Source organism: Glycomyces terrestris, from assembly GCF_003933745.1.
Classification (GTDB): domain Bacteria; phylum Actinomycetota; class Actinomycetes; order Mycobacteriales; family Micromonosporaceae; genus Glycomyces; species Glycomyces terrestris.
In genome coordinates, this window is the sequence record NZ_RSEB01000003.1 from 84893 (window position 1) to 109110 (window position 24218).

24 protein-coding genes and 1 pseudogene are annotated in these 24218 nt (G+C 72.7%); 14 read left to right on the forward strand and 11 right to left on the reverse strand.

Features of this window, described 5'->3' with window-relative positions; translation table 11 throughout:
- The first annotated feature begins 143 nt into the window (after positions 1–143).
- The gene (gene rph / locus EIW28_RS10320) at positions 144–872 is read left to right on the forward strand and encodes a ribonuclease PH (RefSeq protein ID WP_125247654.1); all 729 of its coding nucleotides are present in this window, start codon (positions 144–146) and stop codon (positions 870–872) included.
- The gene (gene rdgB / locus EIW28_RS10325) at positions 869–1453 is read left to right on the forward strand and encodes an RdgB/HAM1 family non-canonical purine NTP pyrophosphatase (protein ID WP_125247655.1); all 585 of its coding nucleotides are present in this window, start codon (positions 869–871) and stop codon (positions 1451–1453) included. The genes rph and rdgB overlap by 4 nt, the downstream gene beginning before the upstream one ends.
- A 271-nt stretch (positions 1454–1724) precedes the next feature.
- Here the strand turns inward: rdgB and EIW28_RS10330 are convergent, their stop codons facing one another.
- Positions 1725–2174: a peroxiredoxin gene (locus EIW28_RS10330; protein ID WP_187350598.1), complete on the reverse strand. Its 450-nt coding sequence runs from the start codon at positions 2172–2174 to the stop codon at positions 1725–1727.
- Between the two features lie 191 nt (positions 2175–2365).
- Here EIW28_RS10330 and EIW28_RS10335 point away from each other — a divergent pair, with 191 nt between their 5' ends.
- Both EIW28_RS10335 and EIW28_RS10340 read left to right on the forward strand, forming a co-directional pair.
- Positions 2366–3496 carry a lytic polysaccharide monooxygenase auxiliary activity family 9 protein gene (locus tag EIW28_RS10335; RefSeq protein ID WP_125247657.1) on the forward strand — a complete coding sequence of 377 codons (1131 nt, stop codon included), beginning with the start codon at positions 2366–2368 and terminating at the stop codon, positions 3494–3496.
- A gap of 135 nt (positions 3497–3631) precedes the next feature.
- Positions 3632–4516 carry a CHAD domain-containing protein gene (locus EIW28_RS10340; protein WP_125247658.1) on the forward strand — a complete coding sequence of 295 codons (885 nt, stop codon included), beginning with the start codon at positions 3632–3634 and terminating at the stop codon, positions 4514–4516.
- A 51-nt stretch (positions 4517–4567) separates the two neighbouring features.
- On the opposite strand, the gene EIW28_RS10345 is transcribed toward EIW28_RS10340, so the two are convergent.
- From EIW28_RS10345 to EIW28_RS10360, 4 genes and pseudogenes are all read right to left on the reverse strand, one after another.
- Complete coding sequence (locus tag EIW28_RS10345) at positions 4568–6211, reverse strand: DUF885 domain-containing protein (protein ID WP_125247659.1); 1644 nt, start codon at positions 6209–6211, stop codon at positions 4568–4570.
- Positions 6211–7857, reverse strand: coding sequence for a DUF885 domain-containing protein (locus tag EIW28_RS10350; RefSeq protein ID WP_125247660.1), 1647 nt, complete (start codon positions 7855–7857; stop codon positions 6211–6213). Before EIW28_RS10350 ends, EIW28_RS10345 begins: the two co-directional genes overlap by 1 nt.
- Before the next feature lie 50 nt (positions 7858–7907).
- On the reverse strand, positions 7908–8381 hold the full coding sequence (locus EIW28_RS10355) for an NADH-quinone oxidoreductase subunit J family protein (protein WP_408612213.1): 474 nt from the start codon (positions 8379–8381) through the stop codon (positions 7908–7910).
- Positions 8288–8983, reverse strand: a pseudogene (locus EIW28_RS10360) (4Fe-4S binding protein); the annotation flags it as partial. The gene EIW28_RS10355 and the pseudogene EIW28_RS10360, both read right to left, overlap by 94 nt.
- Before the next feature lie 80 nt (positions 8984–9063).
- Here EIW28_RS10360 and EIW28_RS10365 point away from each other — a divergent pair.
- Both EIW28_RS10365 and EIW28_RS10370 read left to right on the forward strand, forming a co-directional pair.
- The gene (locus EIW28_RS10365) at positions 9064–9540 is read left to right on the forward strand and encodes a hypothetical protein (RefSeq protein ID WP_125247663.1); all 477 of its coding nucleotides are present in this window, start codon (positions 9064–9066) and stop codon (positions 9538–9540) included.
- Positions 9541–10266, forward strand: coding sequence for a class F sortase (locus EIW28_RS10370; protein ID WP_125247664.1), 726 nt, complete (start codon positions 9541–9543; stop codon positions 10264–10266).
- A gap of 39 nt (positions 10267–10305) precedes the next feature.
- Here the strand turns inward: EIW28_RS10370 and EIW28_RS10375 are convergent, their stop codons facing one another.
- The 5 genes from EIW28_RS10375 to EIW28_RS10395 form a co-directional block, all read right to left on the reverse strand.
- Positions 10306–11112, reverse strand: a complete 807-nt coding sequence (locus EIW28_RS10375) for a sugar phosphate isomerase/epimerase family protein (protein ID WP_125247665.1) — start codon at positions 11110–11112, stop codon at positions 10306–10308.
- Positions 11109–12200: a dihydrodipicolinate synthase family protein gene (locus EIW28_RS10380; RefSeq protein WP_125247666.1), complete on the reverse strand. Its 1092-nt coding sequence runs from the start codon at positions 12198–12200 to the stop codon at positions 11109–11111. The genes EIW28_RS10375 and EIW28_RS10380 overlap by 4 nt, the downstream gene beginning before the upstream one ends.
- A complete protein-coding gene (locus tag EIW28_RS10385) occupies positions 12197–13354 on the reverse strand; it encodes a Gfo/Idh/MocA family protein (protein WP_125247667.1) in 1158 nt (385 codons plus the stop codon). Before EIW28_RS10385 ends, EIW28_RS10380 begins: the two co-directional genes overlap by 4 nt.
- 179 nt (positions 13355–13533) lie before the next feature.
- Positions 13534–13899 carry a hypothetical protein gene (locus EIW28_RS10390; RefSeq protein WP_125248319.1) on the reverse strand — a complete coding sequence of 122 codons (366 nt, stop codon included), beginning with the start codon at positions 13897–13899 and terminating at the stop codon, positions 13534–13536.
- Entirely contained in the window at positions 13896–16280 is a 2385-nt protein-coding gene (locus EIW28_RS10395) for an SseB family protein (protein ID WP_125247668.1), read from the reverse strand. Before EIW28_RS10395 ends, EIW28_RS10390 begins: the two co-directional genes overlap by 4 nt.
- 198 nt (positions 16281–16478) lie before the next feature.
- Between EIW28_RS10395 and EIW28_RS10400 the strand changes: the two genes are divergently transcribed.
- The 8 genes from EIW28_RS10400 (at position 16479) to EIW28_RS10435 (ending at position 22640) form a co-directional block, all read left to right on the forward strand.
- Positions 16479–17597, forward strand: coding sequence for a S8 family serine peptidase (locus EIW28_RS10400; protein ID WP_125247669.1), 1119 nt, complete (start codon positions 16479–16481; stop codon positions 17595–17597).
- The gene (nth, locus tag EIW28_RS10405; RefSeq protein ID WP_125247670.1) at positions 17594–18358 is read left to right on the forward strand and encodes an endonuclease III; all 765 of its coding nucleotides are present in this window, start codon (positions 17594–17596) and stop codon (positions 18356–18358) included. The genes EIW28_RS10400 and nth overlap by 4 nt, the downstream gene beginning before the upstream one ends.
- Positions 18355–18909 carry a TlpA family protein disulfide reductase gene (locus tag EIW28_RS10410; protein ID WP_158630360.1) on the forward strand — a complete coding sequence of 185 codons (555 nt, stop codon included), beginning with the start codon at positions 18355–18357 and terminating at the stop codon, positions 18907–18909. Before nth ends, EIW28_RS10410 begins: the two co-directional genes overlap by 4 nt.
- Complete coding sequence (locus EIW28_RS10415; RefSeq protein WP_197717195.1) at positions 18906–19559, forward strand: NUDIX hydrolase; 654 nt, start codon at positions 18906–18908, stop codon at positions 19557–19559. The genes EIW28_RS10410 and EIW28_RS10415 overlap by 4 nt, the downstream gene beginning before the upstream one ends.
- Positions 19560–19587: 28 nt before the next feature.
- Positions 19588–20784 carry a MarP family serine protease gene (locus EIW28_RS10420; protein WP_125247672.1) on the forward strand — a complete coding sequence of 399 codons (1197 nt, stop codon included), beginning with the start codon at positions 19588–19590 and terminating at the stop codon, positions 20782–20784.
- Positions 20785–21087: 303 nt separating this feature from the next.
- Positions 21088–21765 carry a Crp/Fnr family transcriptional regulator gene (locus EIW28_RS10425; protein ID WP_030144656.1) on the forward strand — a complete coding sequence of 226 codons (678 nt, stop codon included), beginning with the start codon at positions 21088–21090 and terminating at the stop codon, positions 21763–21765.
- A 153-nt stretch (positions 21766–21918) separates the two neighbouring features.
- A complete protein-coding gene (locus tag EIW28_RS10430) occupies positions 21919–22200 on the forward strand; it encodes a F0F1 ATP synthase subunit epsilon (protein ID WP_125247673.1) in 282 nt (93 codons plus the stop codon).
- A 2-nt stretch (positions 22201–22202) separates the two neighbouring features.
- Positions 22203–22640, forward strand: coding sequence for a DUF2550 domain-containing protein (locus EIW28_RS10435; protein WP_125247674.1), 438 nt, complete (start codon positions 22203–22205; stop codon positions 22638–22640).
- Between the two features lie 36 nt (positions 22641–22676).
- Here EIW28_RS10435 and EIW28_RS10440 read toward each other — a convergent pair whose 3' ends face one another.
- Positions 22677–24176 (reverse strand): alkaline phosphatase D family protein, encoded by a 1500-nt coding sequence (locus EIW28_RS10440; protein ID WP_125247675.1) that lies wholly within the window; start codon positions 24174–24176, stop codon positions 22677–22679.
- Positions 24177–24218: the final 42 nt, after the last annotated feature.

A 24218-nucleotide genomic window follows, 5' to 3' on the forward strand; every position in this document is an offset into this window, starting at 1 on the left:
GGCGGACGTTTGGTGTGGTCGCCGCGCTCGCTGGGCCGCCTGGGGCGACCGGGGATGGGGGCCGGTCGACCTGCGTGCCGATGCTCTCATTTGAGCAGCAACTAGTGTGTCACACGCCTGTACGCTGCCGTAGGCTGGTGGGGATGACTCGACCTGACAAGCGCGCGGCCGACGAGCTGCGCCCCGTGAAGTTCACCCGCTCCTGGACCGACCACCCGGAAGGGTCGGTCCTCGTCGAATTCGGCCGCACCCGCGTGCTCTGCACCGCGACGGTGACCCCGGGCGTGCCCCGGTGGCGCCGCGGCTCCGGCGAGGGGTGGGTGACCGCCGAATACTCGATGCTCCCGCGCTCCACGCACTCGCGCTCCGACCGCGAGGCGATCCGCGGCAAGATCGGCGGCCGCACGCACGAGATCTCGCGCCTCATCGGCCGCAGCCTGCGCGCCTGCGTCGACTTCAAGGCCCTCGGCGAGAACACGATCACCCTCGACTGCGACGTCCTCCAGGCCGACGGCGGCACCCGCACCGCCTCGATCACCGGCGCGTACGTCGCGCTCCACGACGCGGTCGACTGGCTCAAGGAGCAGAAACTCGCCCGCAAGCCCGACAAGATCCTCACCACCTCGGTGTCGGCGATCAGCGTCGGCGTCGTCAACGGCGTCCCCGTCCTCGACCTCCCCTACGAGGAGGACGTCGCCGCGTCGGTCGACATGAACGTCGTCTGCACCGGCGAGGGCGACTTCGTCGAGGTGCAGGGCACCGGCGAGGAGGCGGTATTCAACCGCACCGAGCTCGACCAGCTCCTGGACCTGGCCCTCAAGGGCTGCAAGGAACTCGCCGGCCTCCAGGCCCGGACCCTGCTGAGCTCATGAGGGTGCTCCTGGCGACCCGCAACGCGGGCAAGGTGGACGAGCTGCGCCAGATCCTCGCCGAGGCCGCGCCGCACGTCGAGCTCGTCGGCCTCGACGCCGTAGACGACTACCCCGAGACGCCCGAGACCGAGCTGACCTTCGCCGGCAACGCCCTCCTCAAGGCCCGCGACGGCGTCAAGCACACCGGCCTCCCGACGATCGCCGACGACTCCGGCCTCGCCGTGGACGCCCTGAACGGCATGCCCGGCGTCCTCTCGGCCCGCTGGGCCGGGAGCGCCAAGGACGACGCGGCGAACAACGCCCTGCTCCTCGACCAGCTCGCCGACGTCGCCGACGAACTGCGCGGCGCCAAGTTCGTGTGCGCCGCCGCAATCGTGTGGCCCGACGGCCGCGAGCTCGTCGTCCACGGCGAGATGCCCGGCCGCGTCATCCGCGAACCGAAGGGCGCCAACGGCTTCGGCTACGACCCGCTGTTCGTCCCGGAAGGGTACGAGCTCACCAGCGCCGAGCTCAGCGCGGCCGAGAAGAACGCGATCTCGCATCGCGGCAAGGCATTCCGCGAGCTTGCGAGCGGAATCTGAGGCGGAGGCGCGGGCTTGCGAGCAGCCTCTGAGGCGGAGGCGCGGGCTTGCGAGCAGCTTCTGAAGTGCAGCCCCGGGCTCACGAGCGGAATCTGAAGCAACGGCGCGAGCCCGCGAGCAGCCTCTGAGGCACTGGCTCCGGCGCGCCGAATCTGGGCGCAGCCGCGCTTGTGAACTTGAAACTCGGGTGCGAGCTTGTGAGCAGAGCCTGACGCGCCGGCTCGGACCCGCGCAACGGCATCGCAGAGGCGGCCTCCGGGCCGCCTCTTGCTCATTTGGCGCGCAGGATCTCCAGGGCCTTGTCCGCGTGGGCGTTCATGTTCAGCTCGCTCTTGACGACGCCGATGACCTCGCGGCCGGCGCCGATGACGAAGGACTTGCGCTTGGTCGCGATGACGGCGATCCTGCGGCGCACGCCGAACCGCTCGGCGACCGCGCCGTCCGGGTCGGACAGCAGCGGGTACCCCAGGGAGTGCTTGGCGGCGAACTCGGCCTGGCGGTCGACGGCGTCGTGGGAGATGCCGACCGGGGTCGCGCCGAGGGCCTTGAACTCGGCGGCGAGGTCGCGGAAGTGGCACGCCTCGGCGGTGCAGCCCGCCGACATCGCGAGCGGGTAGAAGAACAGCACCACCGGCCCGTCGGCGACGAGGTCGTCGAGGCTGCGGGGCCTGCCGGTCTCATCGAGCAGCGTGAATGCCGGGGCGGTGTCTCCGATGTCCATGGACCCCATCCTATCCGCGGACCCGCGTCGCGCCAGGGGCGCGAAGGGTCCGGCAGGGGGCGATTGCGCTTCGCGCCTCAATATAGATACACTCGAATATCGCAATACGCGTCAGCAGCAGTCCACAAGATCGCGCGCGGGCTCGCAAGGCCTGGTTGGGAGCGCTCCATGACCGGCAGAGGAGTTACTCCATGTCCACCACCGCCACGGCGGCGCTCGGCGGCAGACGCCGCCGCATCGCCGTCGTCATGTCGATGGTCCTGGCCGCCGTCGCGGCCCTGACCATCTCGACCCTCTTCAGCAGAGACGAGGCAGAGGCCCACGGCGCCACCGTGTTCCCGGGCTCCCGCCAGTACTTCTGCTACTTCGACGCGCTCAGCGGCAACGGCGCGCTCGACCCGTACAACGAGGCGTGCCAGGCCGCGTTCGACCAGGTCGGCCCGACCCCGTTCTACAACTGGTTCGGGAACCTCGACTCGAACGGCGCGGGCCAGACCGTCGGGTACATCCCCGACGGCCGGCTGTGCGACGGCAACGGCAAGGGCCCGTACAACTTCGAGCCCTTCAACGACCCGGGCAACTGGCCCCGGACCCACGTGACCGCCGGCGACACCGTCGAGTGGCGCTACAACAACTGGGCCCACCACCCCGGCCGCTTCGACCTGTACATCACCAAGCCCGGGTGGGACCCGTCGCAGCCGATCGGCTGGGACGACATCGAGAAGTTCCAGACGATCTCGAACCCGCCCTCGAACGGCAGCGTCGGCACCAACGACCACTACTACTACGCCAACATGACGCTGCCGCAGCGCAGCGGCTACCACATCATCTTCACCCACTGGGTGCGCTCGGACTCGAACGAGAACTTCTACGCGTGCTCCGACGTCGTCTTCGACGGCGGCAACGGCGAGGTGACCGGCGTCCGCCCGGGCGCGAACCTGCCCGGCAACGACGGCGGCGTCGTCGACCCGCCGACGAGCGAGGACCCGACCAGCGAGGACCCGACGGGCAACCCCACCGGGGCCTGCTCCGCCACGGCCTCGGTCTCGTCCTGGAACGGCGGCGCGACGGTGAACGTCACGGTGAAGAACAACGGCACCACGCCGGTGAGCAACTGGATGATCCACTGGATGTGGCCCGCGAACTCGGGCATCACGATCAGGGACAACTGGAGTTCGACCATCTCCAAGATGGGCGACATGCAGATGGCAGGGCCGGCCGCCTGGAACGGCACCATCGGCGCGAACGGGACGGCGACCTTCGGGTTCAACGTCACGGGCAGCCTGACGACGATGCCGACGATGGACTGCATCCCCGGCTGACGCCCGGGTGAGCACCCCAGGTGACGTCCGCGTGGACGGAACCTGAACGATCGTCGAGAAATCGCCGCTTTCGGCTCCTCCTCCCGGGTACCCGCTGGAATACTCAGAGCAGCAGGTCTTCCGGGGGGAGGAGCCATGTCAGCAGCCGCAGCGGCGTCCATGCAAGCCGCGACCGAGCCCATGACCGCGTCCACACGGGCGGGCGCCGTCATCCAGCACTACATCTCGGACCAGGTCGACGCGCTCAACCGCGCGATCGCCGCCGCCGAACGCTACGCGCCCGGCTCCGCCGGGGCGGTGCGCGCCGCCATCCACCGCCTGCGCACCGTGATCCGCGGCTACGAGCACCTCTTCACCGAGACCCCGCGCGGGGGCCCGCAGCTCGACCAGCTCCTGGCGGCCCTGAAGCACACCGAGGACCTCGAACGGCTCCGCGTCCACCTCGCCGACCGCTTCGACCAGCTCGGCCTCACCGCCGCCGAGTACCCGAAATGGTATGGCGCCCTTGACGACGAGGTCCACGAGTCGTACCAGCAGATCGAGCGCGTCCACTCCCAGATGTGGGTCGCGGCCCTCCTGGGCCAGGTCCGCATGTTCGCCGAGCACGCCAAGTTCACCCGCGACGGCGACAAGCCCGCGTCCTCGCTCATGGGGGTCCTCACCAGGTCGAAGGTCCACCTGCTCGACACGTACGCGAAGCTGAGCCACGCGACCGACCTCGTGGCCGCCCGCGACCAGACGCGCATCGCGGCCCGCGAGACGCACTTCCTCGCCGAGGCCGTCGAGCCCGCGCTCGGCCGCGCCGCCGCGGAGATCGTCGAGCCCGTCGCCGAACTCGGCCGGCTCCTCGTCGAGTACCGGCAGACCGTGGTCGCCCGCAACTGGCTCCTGCGCCTCCCGGGCGCCGACCGGGCCGACCGGCTCACCGCGAGCCTGGCCGACCTCGAGAAGGAGCACCTTCGCCAGCTCGGCGAGCAGATCGACGCCGCGGCGACCGACCTGGCCGAGCGCTGGCAGTAGCCGAAGCGGACGACGGCGGGCGCCCCCGGGGGCGCCCGCCGTCGTCCGCGCTCACTTCCGCAGCACGGCCGCGAGGTTGTCCAGGCCCATCGGGCCGAGGTCGAGCGCCGCGGTGTGCCAGGCCTTGAGGTCGAAGCCGGCGCCGGCGGCGGCCTTCGCCTCGTCGCGGGCCGCGACCCAGGCGCGCTCGCCGAGCTTGTAGCAGATCGCCTGCGCCGGCCAGCCCTGGTAGCGCACGATCTCGGGCCGGGCCCGGTGGGCCGGGACACGGCCGCGGGTGGTGAGCACGTCGAGCGCGGTGTCGAAGCTCCACTCCCTGCCGTGCCGCTCGGCCTCGGCGTCCGGCAGCGGGTAGCCGAGGTGCCAGCCGATGTCGATGACGACGCGGGCGGCGCGCATCGCCGAGCCGCCGAGCATCCCCAGGCGCGAGCCGGTCTCGGTGAACCAGCCGAGCTCGTCGCAGAGCCGCTCGGCGTACAGCGCCCAGCCCTCCGAATGCCCTGAGACCGAACCGAACAGCCGCGTGAAGCGCGAGAGCCGGTCCCCCGCGACCCGGGTCTGGCCGACCTGGAGGTGGTGGCCGGGGACGCCCTCGTGGAACACGGTCGTCAGCTCGTCCCAGGTCCCGAACCGCTCGCCGTCGGACACGGGCCACCAGGTGCGGCCCGGCCGCGTCAGGTCCTCGCTGGGGCCGGTGTAGTACGGCGCGCCGGAGGAGGAGCCGTGCACGAGCTGCACGTCGAGGTCCATCAGCCGCGGGTGGATGTCGAAGTGGACGCCGTCGAGCGCTTCGAGCGCCCCGCGGTGCTTCTCCTGGAGCCAGGCGAGGAACGCCTCGTGCGTGTCGAGCGACCTGGTCGCGTTCAGGTGCTCGGTGACCTCGTCGAGGCTCGCGCCGGGGAGGATCTTCGCGGCCTCGGCGGCCATCTCCTCCTCGATGCGGTGCAGCTCCTCCCAGCCCCATTCGTACGCGTCGCGCGGGTCGAGGCGCGAGCCGAGCGTGTACCGGGCCGCGAGCAGGTACCGCTCCTCGCCGACGCCGTCGGCCGGGTCGGCGTGCGGCAGGTACCGCTGCTCGAGGTAGGCCGCGGCGTCGGCGTACCCGGCGTACGCGGCGTCGGCGGCCGCGCGCAGCTCCGCTGCGAGCGGGCCCTCGCCGTAGGCCTGGAGGTGCTTGTCGAAGACGCGGGACTCGGCGGTGCGGCGGGCCTGCTTGGCGCCCTCGGCGGCCTGGCGGGCGGACGCGGTCTGGCCCGCCTCGATCCCGGCGTCCATGGCCTGGCGCCAGGTGCCGAGCATCTCGGGGATCGCGCGCATCCGGGCGGCGTTGAGCGCCCAGTCGTCCTCGCCCGACCGCGGGGCGACGTCGACGTAGCCGACGAGGCTCTGGAAGATCCCGAACGGCACCTGAAGGGACCGGCGCCACTCGCCGGCCTCGTGGCGGTCGACGAGCACCGCGAGGCGCTCCTCCATGTGGCGCTTCGCGAGGTCGTCGTCCGGCCCGGTCGGGTCGAGCGCGCGCAGCCTCGCGAGCGTGTCGCGGTTGAGCCGGGCGCGCTCGGCCTCGGCGTCGGGCCCGAAGTCGGTGGCGGTGCCGAAGTCGCCCGTGACGCCCACGGCCCCGGCCCACATCGGGTTCAGGCGCGCGGACGCGTCGATGTACTCGTCGGCGAGCGCGAAGATCGGGGTCGCCATCACTCGCCCCTGAGGACGGCGGCGAGGTTGTCGAGGCCGATCGGGCCCAGGTTCAGGGCCGCGGTGTGCCAGGCCTTGAGGTCGAAGCCGGCGCCGGCGGCGGCCTTCGCCTCGTCGCGGGCGGCGACCCAGGCCCGTTCGCCGAGCTTGTAGCAGATGGCCTGGCCCGGCCAGCCCGCGTAGCGGACGATCTCGGGGTGGGCGCGGTGCTCGGCGATGCGGCCGCGGGTGGTGAGGACGTCGAGGGCGGTGTCGAAGTCCCACCGCTCGCCGTGCCGCTTCGCCTCGGCCGCGGGCAGCGGGTAGCCGAGGTGCCAGCCGACGTCGATGACGACGCGGGCGGCGCGGAGCGCGGAGCCCTTGAGCATGCCGAGGCGGGTGCCCGGCTCGGTGAACCAGCCGAGGTCGTCGCAGAGGCGCTCGGCGTACAGGGCCCAGCCCTCGGCGTGGCCGGAGACGGTGCCGAGGACCTTCGCGAAGCGCGAGAGGCCGTCGCCGGCGACCTTGGACTGGCCGATCTGGAGGTGGTGGCCGGGGACGCCTTCGTGGAAGACGGTGGTCAGCTCGCCCCAGACGCGGAAGCGCTCGCGGTCGGCGACGGGCCACCAGGTGCGGCCCGGGCGGGTGAGGTCCTCGCTGGGGCCGGTGTAGTAGGCCGATCCGGCCGAGGAGCCGTGCACGAGCTGCACGTCGAGGTCCATCAGCCGCGGGTCGATGTCGAAGTGGACGCCGTTCAAGGCTTCGAGGGCGCCGCGGTGCCTGTCCTGGAGCCAGGCGAGGTACTCCTCGGCGGTGTCGAGCGCCTCGGTCGCGTCGAGGTGCGCGATGACGGCGTCGAGCCCGGCGCCTGGGAGGAGGCGCTCGGCCTCGGCCTCCATCTCGGCTTCGATGCGGTGCAGCTCGTCCCAGGCCCACGCGTAGGCGTCGCGCGGGTCGAGGACGGCGCCGAGGGTGGAGCGGGCGGCGAGGAGGTAGCGCTCCTCGCCGACGCCGTCGGTGGGGGCGGCGCGGGGGGCGTAGGTCTGCTCGAGGTAGTCGGCGGCGGCCGCGAAGGCGGCGTACGCGGCGTCGGCGGCCTCGCGGAGGTCGGCGGCCTGCGGGCCGTCGCCGTAGGCCTGGAGGTGCTTGTCGAAGACGCGGGACTCGGCGGTGCGGCGGGCCTGCTTGGCGCCTTCGAGAGCCTGGCGGACGGCGACCGTCTGACCGGTCTCGATGCCGGCGTTCAGGGTCTGGCGCCAGGTCGCGAGCATCTCGGGGATCGCGCGCATGCGGGCGGCGTTGAGGCGCCAGTCGCCTTCGGTCTCGCGCGGCGCGAGGTCGATGTAGCCGACGAGGCTCTGGAGGAGGCCGTAGGGGACGCGCAGGGCCCGGCGCCATTCGCCCGCGTCGTGGCGGTCGACGGCGACCTGGAGGCGCTCGGCCATGTGGAGCCTGGCGAGGTCGTCGGCGGGGCCGGTGGACTCGAGGGCGGCGAGGCGGGCGAGGGTGTCGCGGTCGAGCTTCGCGCGCTGCTCGACGGCGTCGGGGCCGAAGTCGGTGGCGACGCCGAAGTCGCCCTTGATGCCGACGGCGCCGGCGAACATGGGGTCGAGCTGCGCGTACGAGGTGATGTACTCGTCGGCGAGAGCGAAGATCGGTGAGGTCATGCCCGCTAGCTTACCGCCCGGCTAGGAAACATCCGTTTCAAGATCGGCGGTCATCGTGACCTCGTCGAGACCGTGACGGCGCCGACGAGCGCGGCCAGCAGGAGCAGCGAGAGCACCTCGAACGGCAGCACCCATTCGGCGAAGACCGCCTCGCCCATGGTCGCCGCGCCGCCGTCGCCCCGCGCTTCGGCCTTCGTCCAGCCGAACGCGCCGACCATGACGGCTGCGAGGCCGAGCCCGACCCCGCCCGCGACGACGGCCCCGGGCCAGCGCGCGCGGTCGAGGTCGTCGGACGGGTCGGTGGGCGCCTTCGTGAGCATGGTCGCGAACAGCAGGAGCACGACGATCGCGCCGACGTAGACGAGGACGAGGACCCACGCGAGGAACTCGGCGGCGAGCACGAGCGCGGCCCCGGCGATCCCGGCGAACGCGACGGCGAGCCACAGGCCGGCGCGCACGATCCGGTCGGTGGTGACGACGGCGAGCGCGGCGCCGAGCGCGAGGAGCCCGAACGCGGCGAGCAGCGCGTCGGCGAGCGTCACGCGTCCTCCTCCTGCGGGAGCGCGGCGGGCGGCACGTGGCCGAGCCACTCCCCCAGGTGCGCCTTGTCGTGGAGGAGGTCGCGGATGTCGCCTTCGGCATAGGCGAAGTCGGGGGCCCAGAAGAGGGCGTCGAAGGGGCAGACGTCGACGCAGATCCCGCAGTACATGCACAGGGAGAAGTCGATGTCGAAGCGGTCGAGGACGTTGACCTGGCGGGGCCGGGCGGCGCCTTCGGCCTCGACGGTCTCCTTGTGGGAGTCGATGTAGATGCACCAGTCGGGGCATTCGCGGGCGCACAGCATGCAGGAGGTGCAGTTGCCCTCGTGGAGGGCGATGACGCCGCGGGTGCGCTCGGGCAGCTCGGGCTCGTGCTCGGGGTACTGGCGGGTGACGGCGCGGCGCGCGGCGGTGCGCGCGGTCGCGGCGAGACCGCTGACCAGTCCGCTCCCGGGAAGCCTCATGTCCTCATCGTGGCAGAAGCGGGCGCGGTTTTCCAGCCCCGACAAGCGGTCCGGCGGATCGGACTGTCCGATTCCCGACTGGCGCGGGGCGCTCCCGTTTTCCGATGAACGGCCTTGGACCATCGGCCGCAGCCGTTACCGTGAGCTCTTGACACGTCACGCCGCCGGGCCGGTCCCGGTGACGATCGGGAGGAACCGTGCCCATGCGAATGACGCAGCCCGTCCGGGGGATGCTCGCGGCGATCGCGCTCAGCGCCGCGCTCGTGCTGTCCGGCGCCGCTCCGGCGCAGGCGGCCATCACCGTCACGCTCTCGCCGACGACGGGGACGAAGGGGACCCTCGTCGGCGTCCTGGCCTCGAACTGCGACCAGGACGCGACCGGCGACATCGAGGGCACGAACGTCAGCTTCAAGCTGCCGAAGAACAACAACAACGCGACCGGGACGTTCACGGTGACCGACGAGATGAAGCCGGGCTCGTACACGGTGGCGGTCACGTGCGGCTCGGACACCGCGTCGGCGAAGTTCACGGTGACCTCGGGGGCGGCCCCGGCGACCGGCGGCGGCTCGACCGCCTCGGACGCGGCGTCGGTCGCGCTGTGGTCGGGCGCGGGCCTCGTGCTCGCGGCGGCCGCGGGCATGTGGCTGCTCAAGCGCCGCGGCGGCGTCCCGGCCGCCTAGATGGGCGCCGACGACAGGCCGGTCCACCGGCCGGAACCCGCGTTCCGGCCGGTGGCGGCCGTCGTGCTCTCGTTCCTGCTCGCCGGGGGCCTCGGTCTGATGATCGGGAGCGTCACGCCGGTGCCCTCGCTCCACTGGCCCGAGTTCGGGAACCCGTTCCGGGACGACCCGTTCGCGGTCGCCGACCCCGCGGGCGGGGACTGGCTCGACCGCTCGGCGCCGACGCGCGTCGACATCGACCGGATCGGCGTCCACGCCCCGCTCGCGCCGCTGGGCCTGGACTACCGGGGCGACTTCGAGGTGCCGCGGATGTGGCGGCCGCACGAGGCCGGCTGGTTCGAGCCGGGCCCGGCGCCGGGCGAGTTCGGGCCGGCGGTCCTGATGGGCCACGTGGACACCGAGCGGAGCGGCCCGGCCGTGTTCTTCGCCGTGCGGCGCCTCGAGGAGGGCGACGCGATCGAGGTGACCCGCGAGGACGGCCTCATCGTGTCCTACGAGGTCACGGCCGTGGAGTCGTTCCCGAAGCGGCGCCTGCCGTACGAGGACGTCTTCGGCGTCGAGCCCGAGCCGGTGCTGCGCCTGATCACGTGCGGCGGCGAGTTCGACCGCCGCACCGGCGACTACACCGAGAACGTGGTGGTGTTCGCCGAGTACGCGGGCCACCGCCGGGCCACCGGGAAGGACCTCGACCGCCCCTTGAACGGCCGCGACGCCTTCGCCGACTGAACGCCGGCGGGCGCACCGGCCGGTGCGCCCGCCGACGGCTCAAGCGGTGACGCGCTCGAAGGCGGCCTTCGTCTCCGCGAACACCTCGGCTCCCGGGCGGGCCCAGAGGGCGTCGTTGAAGAGCTCCACCTCGATCGGGCCGGTGAACCCGGTGGCGTCCACTTCGGCGAGGTAGCGCTTGAAGTCGACGCAGCCGTCGCCGAGCTGGCCGCGGCCGGTGAGGACGCCCGCGGGGAGCGGGGTGACCCAGTCGGCGAACTGGAAGGACGCGATGCGGCCTTCGCGCCCGGCCCGCGCGATGCCCTGCCACACCTGCGGGTCCCACCAGACGTGGTAGGTGTCGACCACGACGCCGACCGCCTCGGGGGCGAACGGCGCGGCGAGGTCGAGCGCCTCGTTCAAGGTGGTCACGACACAGCGGTCGGAGGCGAACATCGGGTGCAGCGGCTCGATCGCGAGCGTGACGCCGCGCTCGCGGGCGTACGGGGCGAGTTCGGCGAGGGCCTGCCGCACGCCGTCGCGCGCGGAGTCGATCGTGCCGCCGTCGGGGATGCCCCCGGAGACGAGGACGAGGACCGGGGCGCCGACCGCGGCGGCCTCGTCGATCGCCCTCCGGTTGTCCTCCAGCGCCGCCGGGGTCGGGTCGGTGAAGAACCCGGCCCGGCACAGGCTGGTGACCGCGACGCCGGCGTCCCGGACGAGCTTCGCGGTGGCCGCGACGCCCATCTCCTGCACGGGCTCGCGCCACAGGCCGATGCCGGCCCCGGCGCGCGCGCACGCCTCGACCGCTTCGCGCTGGTCCCAGAACTTCGCCGTCGCGTGGTTGAACGCGAACCGCGCGCTCATGCGAGCGTCCTCGGCGGCTGGCCCGCGGTCTTGAGCAGGGCGTTGAAGCGGTCGATCGCGAGGTGCTCGTCGGGGAAGAGCCGCACTTCGAGCGCGAGGTCCACGATCTGGCCGAGGTGCGCGATCGAGCGCGCTGACTCCAGGCCGCCGACCATCTTGAAGTGGTCCTGGTAGCCCGAGAGCCACGCCAGGAACACCACGCCGGTCTTGTAGTTGAACGTCGGCGCCTCGAACACCTTGCGCGCCAAGGGCACCGTCGGGTCGAGGAGCGCGTGGAAGCCGGCCACGTCGCCCTCGTCGAGGCGCTTGGCGGCCTGCGAGGCGAGGGGCGCGAGCGGGTCGAAGATCCCCAGGAGCGCGTCGGAGTGCCCGAACTCGTCCCCGGCGATGAGCCGCGGGTAGTTGAAGTCGTCGCCGGTGTAGCAGCGCACGCCCTCGGGGAGCCTGCGGCGCAGGGCGATCTCGGCCTCGGCGTCGAGGAGGCTCATCTTGATTCCGTCCACCTTGGACGCGTTCTCGGCGATGATCTCCACGAACACGTCCGCGGCCGCCTCGAGGTCCGAGGAGCCCCAGTAGCCCTCGAGCGCCGGGTCGAACATCGGGCCGAGCCAGTGCAGGATCGCCTTGCCGCTCACCTCGCCGAGGAGCTCCGCGTACAGCGCCTTGTACTCGTCGGCGCCCTTCGCGCTCGCGGCGAGGGCCCGGGAGCACATGAGGATCGTGCCCGCGCCGGCGTCCTCGACGACGGCGAGCTGCTCCAGGTAGGCCGCGCGGATGTCGTCGATCGCGGCGGGCCCGGCGCCGAGCTGGTCGGTGCCGACGCCGCACGCGAGGAGGTCGTCGGGCCCGGCGGCCTCCGCGGAGCGGCGGATGAGCTGCTTGGTGGCCTCCCAGTCGAGGCCCATGCCGCGCTGGGCGGTGTCCATGGCGTCGGCGACGCCGAGGCCGAGGTCCCACAGGTGGCGCCGGAAGCCGATGGTGGCGTCCCAGTCGACCGCGGCGGGGCGGCCGGGCCCGTTGTCGGCGAGCGGGTCGGCGACGACGTGCGCGGCGGAGTAGATGACGCGGGACGTGAACTCGCGGGTCACAGGACCAGCTCCTCAAGCTCGATGCGGCGGCCTTCGCGGGCCGAGCGGTAGCCGGCCTCGGCGAGCTGCACGCCGCGGGCGGCGGCCAGGAAGTCGTGGTGCCACGGCTCGTCGTCCACCACGTGGCGGAGGAACTCCTCCCACTGGAGCTTGAAGCCGTTGTCGAACACCTCGTTGTCGGGCACCTCGTGCCACTGCTGCCGGAAGGGGATCGGCTGGTCGATGTCGGGGTTCCAGACCGGCTTGGGGGTGTGGACGCGGTGCTGGGCGCGGGCCTTGCGCAGGCCGGCGATCGCGGAGCCCTCGGTGCCGTCGACGTGGAACTCGACGAGCTCCTCGCGGTCGACGCGGGTGGCCCAGGAGGAGTTCATCTGGACGATGGTGCCGTCGGCGAGCTCGAAGATCGCGTAGGCGGCGTCGTCGGCGGTCGCGGTGTAGGGCCGGCCGTGCTCGTCGAAGCGCTCGGGGATGTGGGTGACGACCTGCGCGGTGACCGACGCGATCGGGGAGCCGAACGTGCCTTCGAGCAGGTAGGACCAGTGGGGGAACATGTCGAGGACCATGCCGCCGCCGTCCTCGGCGCGGTAGTTCCAGGAGGGGCGCTGGGCCTCCTGCCAGTCGCCCTCGAAGACCCAGTAGCCGAACTCGCCGCGCACGGACAGGACCCGGCCGAAGAAGCGGGCGTCGACCAGGCGCTTGAGCTTGCGCAGGCCCGGCAGGTAGAGCTTGTCGGCGACGGCGCCGTTCTTGACGCCGGCGTCGCGGGCGGTGCGGGCCAGGGAGAGGGCGTCCTCCAGGCTGGTCGCGATCGGCTTCTCGGTGTACACGTGCTTGCCGGCCTTGACGGCGGCGTTGACGGCGGCGAGGCGGTGCTGCGTGGTGAGCGCGTCGAAGTAGACGTCGACCGACTCGTCGTTCAGGGCCTCGTCGAGGCTGGTCGTGTACCTGTCGAGGCCGTGCCGCTCCGCGACCGCGGCGAGCTTGTCGGCGCTGCGGCCGACCAGGGTGAGCTCGGGCCAGATGACGCCGCCGTCGGCCCGGGGGACGCCGCCCTGCTCGCGGATGGCCAGGAGCGACCGCACCAGGTGCTGGCGGTAGCCCATGCGCCCGGTCACCCCGTTGAGGGCGATGCCGACGGTGATTCTCTCTGCCATAGGGATCTGCTCCAGACGTTTAGGCAAGCGCTTTCATACAGTCTTGTGAAGCATACAGCAATCACGGTCCCATTTGAAAGCGGTCTCTACACAGATTTACACAAGTCGATGCACCGCGTCCAGACGCCGGCCACGGCGAAGGCCCCGGTCCGGGCGGACCGGGGCCTTCGCGCGCGCTGCTAGAGGTACTGCTCGCTGATGTCGGTGACCTCTTCGGCCGGGGCCCAGATCTGGTACACCCCGTTGTCGTACGGCTCCAGGCCGAGCGCGCGCGCCGTGTCGGCGCGCCCGCCCCGGTACTCCAGCCGGTACCAGTCGCCGGAGGCGCCCAGCAGCAGGAACGGCTCCCCGCGCCAGGTGCACACCGTGCGCACGTAGAAGAAGTCCTCGAGCTCGCCGATCGGCACGCCGCGGCGGTAGCGCCCCTCGGCGACCTGCACGAAGCCGTCGCCGCCGGTCGGCGAGTAGAGCCGCACGTGGGCCCCGTCGGGGCTGGAGTCGTACTCGGCGCCCTTCCAGCGGGCGATGTATCCGTCGCGCATCAGGCGTCCTTCCATTCGCCGGTGCGGTGGTCGAGGACGGACGCCGCCCGGTCCTCGGGCGCGGGCCGCACCAGGTCGTAGTGGCCGTCGGCGTCGCCCCAGGCGTCCCCGAGCGCGCTGTCGTAGCCGCCGGCGGCGCCGTAGCCGAACGCCTCGCCCATCGGGCCGGCCGGGGGCGGGCCGTCGGCCTGCGGCGCGGACGGCAGCGCCGGGACGGCGGGCGCCTCGATCGCGGCGGGAGTGCCGAACGCGCCGTCGACCGGGGTCCACTCGCGCGTGTCGGAGTCGTACACGGCGATCTCGGCGACCTCGCCGCGCGAGTCGATCCGGAGGATCTTCGCGCCGTGCGGGAGCCGCACCGAGTCGACCTTGTGCTCGGGGATGCGCTCGTCGGGCGACTCCGAGGGCGCGAAGCCGTCGCCGCGGAACGGGCCGGGCTCGACGACGGTGCCGCCGCGCGACTGCGCGGTCGCGAAGTCGTTCCCGCCCAGCGCGACCGGGTACAGGTCGGTGCGGTAGCCGATCCAGCGGAGCACGTGCACCGAGTCGTCGGTGGGGCTGAAGTCCTCGCTCGAGCGGATGAGCCCGAGCGCGAGGTACAGCTGCGCGGGCGTGCGCAGGTGGTCCACGGCCTCGACCGGGTGCACGAAGCCGCCGACGCGGTCGTAGCCGCGCTCGAGGTAGAACGGCACCTGGTGGTGCGGGATCGTCTTCTGCCACTGGATCGGCTGCACGCGGTGCGCGGGCGAGGCCGCGCGCGCGGCGGCGGCCTGGCGCTGCTCCATCTCGCGCGCGAACACGAGCAGGTCCTTCGCCTCGGCCCACTTCAGCAGCGGCTCGATCTCGGGGCCGGACATGTTCGCGCCGACCTCGGTGCCGGGGTTGACGTAGAGCGCGTAGTCGGGGCTCGGCCAGTGCTGGATGAGCCACCCGAACGGGACGGTCGTGTGCGGGGTGTCCGCGCCGGCGCGCTCGGCCATGCGGGCCTCGGTGGTGTACACCGTGATCCCGATGTTGCCGTCGACGACGTCGCTGGCCCAGCGGAACGCCGGGTCGCCCACCCGCAGGTGCGCGGCCTCGGGGTCGCCGATCGGCAGGATCACGCTGGCGCACAGCAGGGTCTGGAGGAAGCCGGCGGTGTCGCCCTTCGAGGCGGCGTCGGCCAGGAGCGGCTCGGCGTCCTCGCCGGCGAGCTCGACCGGCTGCGCGGCGGGCCGGGCCCGCACGGGCTCGGGCTCGGCGGCCCCGCGGCGGCCGAACGCGCTCGACATCGACGCGAACGACTCGGCGGTGCGCGGCGGCTCCTCGTGCGAGGCGGGCGTGCCGAACGCGTCGCCGGAGGAGAACGACTCCGGGTACGCGGCGGGCGCGGGCTCGCGGGTCGGCAGCGTCGTCGGGTCCGGCTGCTGGTCGCGGAGCCAGTCCGGCGCGTCGGGCCACTGGTCCTGCGGCGAGGGCCAGTTCGGCTCGGCCGGGAACGACTGCGGCTGGGAGGTCGCGAACCCCTGCGGCTGCGAGGGGCCGTAGCTCTGCTGCGGCGAGTCCATGGCCGGCGGCGGGGAGCCGAAGCCTTGCGGCTGCGACCCGAAGCCCTGCGGCTGCGAGAAGCTCCGCGGCTGGGACCCGAAGCCCTGCGGCTGCGAGCCGAAGCCCTGGGGCTGGGACGTGAAGTCCTGCGGCTGGGACTGGAACCGGCCGCTGAAGCCCTCCGGCTCGGCGTCCTCGCGCGGCGGCTGCCGCAGCGGCAGGCCCGCCTGCGTGGTGCCGGCGATGGTCGACTTCCCGGAGGACCCGTTCAGGTCCGAGGAGCGGCGCGGCGCGGGCGGCACGTCGGGGACGGGCGGCGGCGGGGGCATGAAGCTCTCGCGCGGCGCGGCCGCGGGCGGCGGCGCGAGCGGGTTCGCGAACGGGTCCTGGCCCTCGTTGAACGGGTCGGTGCGGGTCGCGGACGCGAAGCGGTCGTCGCGGTACGGCTCGGCGGGAGCCGGGGCCGGATCGGACGGCACGGTCGTCATGCCCTGGGCGACCTGGGAGACGAACCACGCCGGCAGGTAGCCCTCGATCGGGAGGCCGGGGTTGACCGCGAGCCACCACTCCTCGTCGGGCCACGCCTCGGCGAGCGACTGGAACGTCACGCGCCGCGACGATCCGGCGTTGTCGCGCAGGCACACCTGGAGCGCCGACTCGGAGGTGAAGGCGAGGATGTGGGTGCGGTCGTCCGTGGTCCACGTGGCCCACGTGTCCGCGCCCGTGCCGTTGACCCCCTCATAGGACAGTGGGAGCACGAGTTCGATCTGCGCCAGGATGCGGAAGTATCCGTCCTGGTCCTCGGCTCGCAGCGCTTCTCTGAGGCGGTGCTCGATCTCGTTACTCGGTTCCCACATCGATCCCACTCAGCCCTTCCCCCCTACCGGTCTTGGATGGGGCGGTGTCGAGCGAACGCGGCGTCCCCTCGCGATGGTCACCGTAACGCGAGGGCGTTGTCAAGCTTCGTTCAGTAGGCTGACAATAACGAAATCATAAAGGCGAACGCGTGTCATTCCCACGCTGTGGGCCTGCCGCTGTGTAACGATCCGGCTCTGATGGGGAACCGCGCTGCTCGATACGTGATGGCCTGCGTCTGCTCGACGCTGTTGGCGCTCTTGCTGTCCGCGCCCGCCGGGGCCGCCTCGCCGGTCCCGTGGCACGTCGCCGCGGCCGGGGCGCCGCCGGCCTGGGCCACCGCGGCCGGCGCGGGGGTCGTCGTCGCCGTGATCGACTCCGGCGTCGACGCCGACCACCCCGACCTCGCCGGCGCGGTCCTCCCCGGCCGCAGCTACGTCGACGCCGACCCCGGCGCCGAGCCGCGGCTCCTCGCCTTCGGCTCGGACGAGGACCCGGTCTACGAGCGGGCCTTCGGCCAGGCCGACCCGGTCGGCCACGGCACCGCCGTCGCGAGCCTCATCGCGGGCCGCCCCGGCGGGGGCGTCCCGGGCGTCGCCCCCGAGGCCGAGATCCTGCCGGTCCGCGTCCTCGACGACGAGAACCGCTACCACGACTCGGCGATGGTCGGCGCGGCCGTCCGCTGGGCCGTCGACAACGGCGCCGACGTGATCAACCTGTCCCTCGGCGGCCACTACGACTCGACCCCGTTCGCGGAGGCGATCGCCTACGCCGAGCACCACGACGTGGTCGTGGTCGCCTGCACCGGGAACCAGGAGCGCGGCGGCGCAGAGGAAGAGGTGTGGTTCCCCGCCCGCATCGGCACCGTCCTCGCGGTCACCGGCACCGACCGCGACGGGGAGCGCTGGGACACCGCGGTCGCCGGCGAGGGCACCGACCTGGCCGCGCCGGGCGCCGAGCTCACCGCCGCCGACGCCCGCGGCGGGCACAAGACCGTCACCGGCACCTCGTTCGCCTCCGCGATCGTCTCCGGCGCGGCGGCCCTGGTCCGCTCCGCGCACCCCGAGTGGTCCGCGGCGCAGGTGCGCCGGGCCCTCGTCGCGACCGCGGCCCCGGGGGGCGCCGACCTCGGCGCGGGCGTCGTCGACGCGGGCGCGGCCGTCGCCGCCGACGTCTCGGTCACCGAGGCCCCCGAACCGGTGCCGGCGGTGTGGAGCGCTGCGGCCACCGCCGCGGGCGGCGGCCTGCTGGGACTCGGCGCGCTGCTGCTGCGAGGCCGCAGGCGCTTCGCCGACCGCCCGCGTACCATGGCGGGGTGACCGCCGCCGACGCCAAGAAGGGCAAAGAGAGCGAACTGGCCAAGAAGCGCCGGGCCCGCACCGTCGACCGGCTCCTCGCCGCGGCCCACCCCGACGCCCACTGCGAGCTCGACTACTCGAACCCGCTCGAACTGGCCGTCGCCACGATCCTCTCGGCCCAGTGCACCGACGTCCGCGTCAACCTCACCACCCCGGCCCTGTTCGCGAAGTACCGCGACGCGGCCGACTACGCCGACGCGAACCCCGAGGAGGTCGAGGAGATCATCCGGCCGACCGGGTTCTACCGCAACAAGGCCCGCTCGATCATCGGCCTCGGCAAGGCCCTCGTCGCCGACCACGGCGGCGCCCTCCCGCAGGGCATGGACGAGCTCGTGAAGCTCCCCGGGATCGGCCGCAAGACCGCGAACGTCATCCGCGGCAACGCCTTCGGCGTCCCCGGCATCACCGTCGACACCCACATGATCCGGATCACCAACCGGCTGGGGCTCGTCGACGGCAAGGACCCGGTGAAGCTCGAGTTCCAGCTCCAGAAGCTCATCGAGCCCCGCGAGTGGACCATGTTCTCCCACCGGATCATCTTCCACGGCCGCCGCGTCTGCATCGCCCGCAAGCCCGCGTGCGGCGCGTGCACGCTCGCGGCCCACTGCCCGTCCTACGGCGAGGGCCCCACCGACCCGGCCGAGGCCGCGAAGCTCCTCAAGGGCGACAACGTGGACGAGCTCATCCGGCTCGCCGGTATCGAGCGCGCGGTGGGCGCGTGAAGCGGCTCCTCGCGGTCCTCCCGCTCCTGCTCCTGTCGGCCTGCGGCCCCTCCGCCGCCGAGACCGAGACCCCGCGCGACGCCGCGGCGCCGACCTGGTCCGTCGCCTGCACCCCCGGCACCGCCCCCCTCGACGGCGTCGGCGACCTCGAACTCGACTGCCTCGGCGACGGCGCGGCGACCCCCGTCGGCGCCGCCGGGAAGCCGCTCGTGGTCGTCCTGTGGGCCAGCTGGTGCGTCCCGTGCCAGGCCGAGGCCCCCGAGATCGAGGCGTTCTTCCAGGCCAACGGCGCCCAGGTGGACGTCCTCGGGGTCGACACCGCCGACACCGACGACGCCGGCCGCTGGTTCGCCGACGACTTCGGCATGACCTTCCCGTCCGTGGCCGACCCCGACGAGCGGGTCCGCGTCGGCATCGGCGTCCCGGCCCTGCCCGGCATCGCGCTGGTGCGCCCGGACGGCACCGTCGCGCAGCTCATCGTCGAGCCGGGCGTGACGACCGCGAGCCTCACCGAGGCCGCCGAGGCCGCGTTCGGACTGGAGCTCGCGTGAGCGGGGACCACCCCTCCTGGTGGGGCCCGCTCCTCAAGGCCGCCGCCGAAGCCGAGGGGCCCACCGCCGAGCGCGTCATCGAAGGCCACCTGCGCCCGTACGCCGAGGAGCGCGCCCGGTCCGCCGCGGTCCTGGTCCTGCTGTGCGAGAGCGACGGCGGCCCCTCGGTCCTGCTCCAGCAGCGCGCCGCGACCCTGCGCCACCATCCCGGCGAGGTCGCGTTCCCCGGCGGCGCGGCCGACCCCGGCGACGCCGACGCGGCCGCCACCGCCCTGCGCGAGGCCGCCGAGGAGCTCGCGGTCGACCCCGCCTCCGTCGCCGTCGGCGCGGCCCTCCCGCCCCTGTGGATCCCCGTGTCCGGCTTCGCGGTCACGCCCGTGCTCGCCCTGTGGCGGCGCCCGCACACCGTCGCCCCGCAGGCCGAGTCCGAGGTCGCCGCCGCCCACCAGGTGCCGCTGCCGGTCCTCGCCGACCCGGCCTCCCGCGGCACCGTCGCCTACCCGTCCGGCCGCAGCGGCCCCGGGTTCCAGGTCACAGGCGTACCCCTGATTTGGGGGTTCACCGCCGGGGTACTGTCGTGGCTACTGGACCTGGGCGGCTGGTCCCGCCCCTGGGACCGCGGCCGCATGATGGAACTCGAAGGGCGCTAGCGGCTTTCAACCGAGTGCGGGGGTGGCGATGAGCGCGAACGGCGCGGGTCTCCTGGTCGACGTCGTCATCGTGCTGCTGGCGCTCCTGTTCGCGATCAACGGCTACCGGCAGGGGTTCATCCTCTCGGCCGCCACCTTCCTCGGCTTCCTCGGCGGCGCCGTCCTCGGCATCAACGTCGCCCCCTGGGCCGCCGACTTCTACCGCGAGCCGATCGCGAAGCTCGTCGTCGCCCTCGTCCTCGTCTTCGCGCTCGCCCTCGGCGGCCAGGCCCTCATGACCGCGCTCGGCTACCGCCTCCGCAAGAAGCTGAAGTCCAACGGCTCCAGGCGGGTCGACCGCTTCTTCGGCCCGGTCATCTCCGTGGCCGCGGTCCTGCTCGTCACCTGGATGGCGGCCGCGCCGCTGGCGAGCCTGCCGCTCCCGGCGATCTCGGCCGCGGTCCGCCACTCCTCGATCGTCGGCGGCATCGACGACCACATGCCCGAGGCGGTCCGCGGCGTCTACGACCGACTCCGCGAGGAGCTGAACACCTCGGGGATGCCGAACGTCTTCTACGGCATCGACCCGACCCAGGTCCGCGACGTCGAGCCGCCCGACCCCGAGCTGGCCGCCTCCGACGTCGTCGTGAACGCCGAGGAGTCCGTCCTCAAGGTCCACGGCACGGCCGCCTCCTGCGACCGCCAGATCGAGGGCTCCAGCTTCGTGTACGAGGACGGCCTCGTGGTCACCAACGCGCACGTGGTCGCCGGGACCGACGACGTCCGCGTCGAGTCCGACGGCGACCTCCTCGACGCCGAGGTCGTCGTGTTCGAGCCGGAGAAGGACCTCGCGATCCTCCACGTGCCCGACCTCGACGCCGACCCGCTGCCGCTCGAGTCGGCCACCGCGGCCTCCGGCGACGACGCGATCGCCCTCGGCTACCCCGGCGGCGGCCCGTACACGGCGACCGCGGCGCGCGTCCGCGAGGCGCGCATCGTCACCGGCCCCGACATCTACGACGACGGCACCGTCACCCGCGAGGTCTACCAGCTGTACGCCCACATCATCGGCGGCAACTCCGGCGGCCCGCTCCTCAACCCCGACGGCGAGGTGATCGGCGTGATCTTCGCGGCCGCCGTCGACGACCCGGAGACCGGCTACGCGCTCACCATGGACGAGTCCGCGGGCGTCCTCGACGCGGGCCGCACCGCGGACGGACCCGTCGACACGGGTTCGTGCACCTGAGGTGTGCGATCTTGGGGATTCTCGGCCTTGCCTGAGGTTGGGCCTGACGTCACAATGCGGGTAGGCTGTATCGGTCGTCGTCGACGCATTCCGTGGTTCGGAAGCTTTCCCCTGCTGAGACGGCGAGGCGAGTCTCACCTGGTGACGCCGGGAACGGACGGAACGCATTCATCCGGATACGAATGTCGATTCCGGCGGCAGGGTGCGCATGTGGATTTACGGGGGTCTCGCTCCCGCAATGCGGACAAGAGGCATAGACTCAGACTTGCACTAGCGGTGCGTTGAAGAAAGGTGCGAACGGACATGGAAGACGTATTGGCGAGAGCCGCCCTCTTCAAGGGGGTCGACCCGGAAGCTGTCGAGTCGCTCATCAAAGAGATGGAGTACATCGACGTCAACAAGGGCCAGACCGTCTTCACCGAGAACGAGCCGGGCGACAGTCTCTACATCGTCATGTCCGGCAAGGTGAAGCTCGGTCGCCGCTCCGCCGACGGCCGCCAGAACCTGATCGCGGTCATGGGCCCGTCCGACATGGTCGGCGAGCTCGCGCTCTTCGACCCCGGACCCCGCACCGCCACCGCCACCGCTCTCACCGACACCCGCCTGGCCCGCCTGTCCAAGACCGCGCTGCGGCCGTGGCTCGCGAACCGCCCCGAGATCGCCGAGCAGCTGCTCAGGGTGATAGCGCGCCGGCTGCGACGGACCAACGACTCGATGGCGGACCTCATCTTCACCGACGTGCCCGGCCGCGTTGCCAAGGCCCTGCTGCACATGGCGAGCCGCTTCGGCACCCGCGACGGCGGCGTCCTGCGCGTCACCCACGACCTCACCCAGGAGGAGCTGGCCCAGCTCGTCGGCGCCTCCCGCGAGACCGTGAACAAGGCCCTCGCCGACTTCGCCGGCCGCGGCTGGCTGCGCCTGGACGGCAAGAGCGTCATCATCATGGACCCGGAGCGCCTCGCCCGCCGCGCGCGCGTGTGACCCTCCGGTCGGAACCTCGGGGCCCTCGGCACTGCCGGGGGCCTTCGTCGTGCTGCTGATCACCTCGCGATGCGCCCTTGGCCGCATGGACGCCCGCAGGTCCAGCCGTTTAGACTTCCCGTAACCATCCCGGAGTCTGGCTGAAGGAGCGTTGTGGCAGGGCAACTGAACGTCGAAGTCGTGGCAGTCGACTCGAAGGTGTGGTCCGGCGCGGCCAAGGCCGTCTACGCCCGCACCACCGAAGGCGAACTGGGCGTCCTGCCCGGTCACCAGCCGCTCCTGGGCGAGCTGCGCGTCGACTCCACCGTCCGCGTCCAGCCGGTCGACGGCGGCGAGCTCGCCTGGAGGATCGAAGGCGGCTTCCTGTCGGTCACCACCGAAGGCGTCACCGTCCTCGCCGAGACCGCCGAAGCGGTCGCCCCCGCATCGGCATAGCCATGCTGAAGGCACTGCTGATCGTCGCCGCTCTGGCGGCGGCCGTCGCGGTGTTCCTGGTGCTGACGTACGTCCGCCGCTCGATCCTGTCCCGCTCGGGCTCGGTCGCCATGGCCGCCCGCCTCTCCAAGCACATGGAGGGCCGCGGCTGGGCCCCCGGCTTCGCGGTCTACGAGCGCGGCACGCTCCGCTGGTACCGCATGTTCTCCCTGGCGCTCGGGCCGCGCTACGCGCTCTCGCGCCAGGACCTCCAGATCGCCGACCGGCGCGTCCCGGCCGGCCCGGAGGCCCAGATCTTCCCCCCGGAGGTCGCCATCCTCCGCTGCAAGAACTCCTCCGGCGAGGTCGAGCTCGCGATGACGACCTCGGCCGTGACCGGATTCCTCAGCTGGCTCGAGGCCGCCCCGCCCGGGGCGGCCTTCTACAGCACGGGCGACTGAGCGCCCGCCCCGCGGACCGGGGCGGGCGTCCGCGTCCTAGGCGACCGGTTCGACCGACTGGGAGAACTGCGCTTCGCCGTCGATGTCCTTGAGCGCCACGGTGAGCACCTCCGTCTCGGCGTCGATGCGCACCTCGCCGAAGAACTGGTAGCCCGCGGCCGGGGAGGTGTTCGCGGCGGGCGGGGCCTTGACGAAGACCGCCTCCGGCCCGAAGGTCGGGTCGAGCCGGTTGGGGCCGAAGCCGCCCGCGTTCAGCGGCCCGGACACGAACTCCCAGAACGGGTCGAAGTCCTGGAACACGGCCCGGTCGGGGCTGTAGTGGTGCGCGGCCGTGTAGTGCACGTCCGCGGTCAGCCACACCATGTTCGCGACCCCTTCGCGCTTGCAGTACGAAAGGAGGTCGGCGATCTCGGTCTCGCGGCCCATCGGGCCGGTCCCGGTGCCCTCGGCGATGCCCTCCCACGCGCCGGCGCCGTCGCCGACGAGGAGCCCGATCGGCAGGTCGGCCGCGATCGCCTTCCACGTCGCCTTGGAGCGGCGCAGTTCGCGCTTGAGCCACGCGAGCTGCCGCTCGCCGAGGACCTGCCCGGTGGGGCCGTCCGCGTCGGGGTTGGCGCTCTTGTAGGTGCGCATGTCGAGCACGAACAGGTCGAGCAGCGGCCCGTACCCGATCTTGCGGTAGATCCGGCCCTCGGCGTCGAACCCGCCGGGCGTGTACTCGGCGAAGGCCTGGCGCGCGCGGGCGGCGAGCACGTCGACGTTCTTCTCGGTGTACTGCGGCAGGTCGAGGATCTCCCCCGGGTACCAGTTGTTGACGACCTCGTGGTCGTCCCACTGGTTCACCATCGGCACCCGCGCGAGGTACGCGCGCAGGTTGTCGTCGAGCAGGTTGTACTTGAACTGGCCCCGGTACTCGTCGAGGGTCTCGGCGACCTTGAGCTTCTCCTCGATGACCGTGTTGCGCCAGGTGCTCCCGTCCGGCAGCGCGACGGTCTCGACCAGCGGCCCGTCGGCGTACACGAAGTCGCCCGAGCACAGGAAGAAGTCGGGCTCGGCGTCGGCCATGGCCTGGAAGATCCGGTACCCGCCGAACTCGGGGTTGATCCCCCAGCCCTGCCCGGCGAGGTCGCCCGACCACTGGAACACGAGGTCGCGCGGCTCGTCGGCGGCGGTGGTGAAGGAGCCTTCGAGGGGCTCGGAGTCGCGGTCGCCGTCGGCGCGGACCCGGTAGTGGTACGTCTTCCCGGGCTTGAGGCCGCTCAGGCGCAGCTTCCCGGTGAAGTCGCCCGCCTCGGTGAGCGCGGGGCCGCGCAGGTCGACGGCGTGCTTGAAGTCGGGGCGGGTGGCGAGCTCGACGCGCATGCGCGAGCCGCGGTCGGCCCGGGTCCACAGGACCGCGCCGCGTTCGGTGACGTCGCCGGACTGGACGCCGTGGGTGAGCTGGGGGCGGGAGGACGCGTACGAGATGCCGGGCGTGCCCAGCACGATCGCGCTCCCGGCCCCGGCGGCCAGGAGCCGCCGTCGGTCGATGTGCACTCTGGTCTCCACAGACTCGGGGGTCGATTGACACCTCACGCT